Here is a 1,859-nt window from a genome sequence, read left to right as displayed (position 1 = left end):
GCCACTGATAGGTCTGTAGTAGAGACTCCTAAACATGGGTGGGCTGAGGTTGACCCGGATCTCTTATGGTACCAGGTTTGTAAGCTAACATCATCCATCGTAGAGGATAACTACGATATTCTAGCTCTAATCTTTAGCGGTCACATGGCAGGTGTTATCCCTGTGGATAAGGATGGTAACGCTCTTAGGAAACTTATAATGTGGATTGATGAGAGGGCTTCAGGTTACCCGAAGAGCTTGTGGCGTGGCCCCCTTAGAGTTAAGGGTTACAATTTGTTTGATTTGCTAGAGTTCATATACATAACCGGGGGAGCTCCTGGGAGAACTGGTAAGGATCCCTTATCTAAGATACTGTGGATTAAGGATATGGAGCCTGATGTGTGGTCCAAGACGTACAAGATACTTGGGACTAACAGCTTTTTAATCATGAAGGCTACAGGCTCCTATGTAATTAGTCCAGATGACGCTGCTCTCACATGGCTTGTTGATACGCGGAGTTTCAGCTTCAGATGGAGTCGAAGACTTCTAGATAAGTATGGTATTAGGGAGGAGATGTTACCCCGTATAATCGACTCTACCAGGATAGCCGGGTTCCTTACTAGAGACGCTGCCCAATGCCTAGGTTTAAGGGAGGGTATCCCGGTCGTAGTCGGCTCTGGTGACATGACTAGTGCCGCTATAGGCTCGGGTGCTATTAGAGAGAACGAGGTGCACATCTACATAGGAACTAGTGATTGGGTTGCATCTCACGTTAGGAGAAGGAAGGTTGATTTATTTAATTACATAGGCTCCATACCAAGCGGGATCCCCGGATACTACCTCCTGGTTGCAGAACAGGAGGTAGCTGGAGGAGCTCTAGACAAGATACTTGAGCTACTTGAAATGAAGGGAATGTATGAGGAAGCCTTGGCTCTCGCTGAAAAAAGTAATCTAGGAGCTAGGGGGCTACTCTTCACACCTTGGCTCTACGGTGAGAGATCCCCCATCGACGACCCCCATATAAGAGGGGCTATTATAAACATGAGCTTAGTCCATAGCAAGGGTGATTTGATAAGAGCTGTACTTGAGGGGGTAGCTTTAAACATAAAATGGGTTTATAACATTGTTGAACGTATGACTAGAAAACAAGAGTATGTAAACATCGTAGGGGGAGGAGCGAAAAGCGATCTCTGGTGCCAAATAGTAGCTAATGCTATAAACCGGGTTGTTAGGAGAATCGCTGAACCCCAGGATACAACACTTAGGGGAGCATCTGTGATAGCCGCTGTAGCGTTAGGATTAACTAGCTTTGAGGATGCAGTAACGAGATTTAAGGTAGATAGAGAGTTCAAACCAGAACCGGAAGCTGCGAGATCCTACGAAAACCTGTTTAAAGTATATGTTAAAGCCTACGGGAAGCTAAAGGATTTAATGAGAGAGCTATCCTCAATACATTGGTAACCATCTTGAACCCGTTTAAAATACCACTTCGTTAACAACCTTCAATACGAGGTCGTCAACAAGACTAGGCTCTAATAATCTTATGGCCTCGTTAATGAGGATTACAGTCTCATCACTTAGCGAGACGCCTTTACCGAGATTTAGTGTTTCTAGGAGTACCGTTATATCCTTAACTAAGGATGATACCTTCTCGATACTAACCGCTACCCTACTCCTCTTAACCTCCTCAACCGACTCACTTAGATCTCTGAGGAACTCCTCTACTAGCTTCTCATGGATAGGGCTTATGGTTAAATGAATGCTCTGCGGGAACCCCATGTGGATAGAGCCTGGCTGAACTTGTAGAATCCACCCCCTCTTCCTCATCGCTATTGAGAGTTGTGTAAGGTTAATATCATCGCTTGTAAACGCTATCACGC

Annotated in this window: 1 protein-coding gene and 1 pseudogene; one reads left to right on the top strand and one right to left on the bottom strand. The window is 45.2% G+C overall.

Features of this window, described 5'->3' with window-relative positions; all coding sequences use genetic code 11:
* Window positions 1-1,440, top strand: a 1,440-nt coding sequence (locus tag ACP5N5_RS06865) for a xylulokinase (protein ID WP_428134443.1), incomplete at its 5' end; no start/stop codon positions are given.
* Between the two features lie 15 nt (window positions 1,441-1,455).
* Here ACP5N5_RS06865 and ACP5N5_RS06860 read toward each other — a convergent pair.
* Window positions 1,456-1,859 (bottom strand): annotated as a pseudogene (locus ACP5N5_RS06860) (hypothetical protein); the annotation flags it as partial.

The organism is Desulfurococcus sp., assembly GCF_049970475.1.
GTDB classification, from domain to species: Archaea; Thermoproteota; Thermoprotei_A; order Sulfolobales; family Desulfurococcaceae; genus Desulfurococcus; species Desulfurococcus amylolyticus.
The sequence above is the reverse complement of the archived record's forward strand: the minus strand, read 5'-3'. Positions and strand labels throughout refer to the sequence as shown.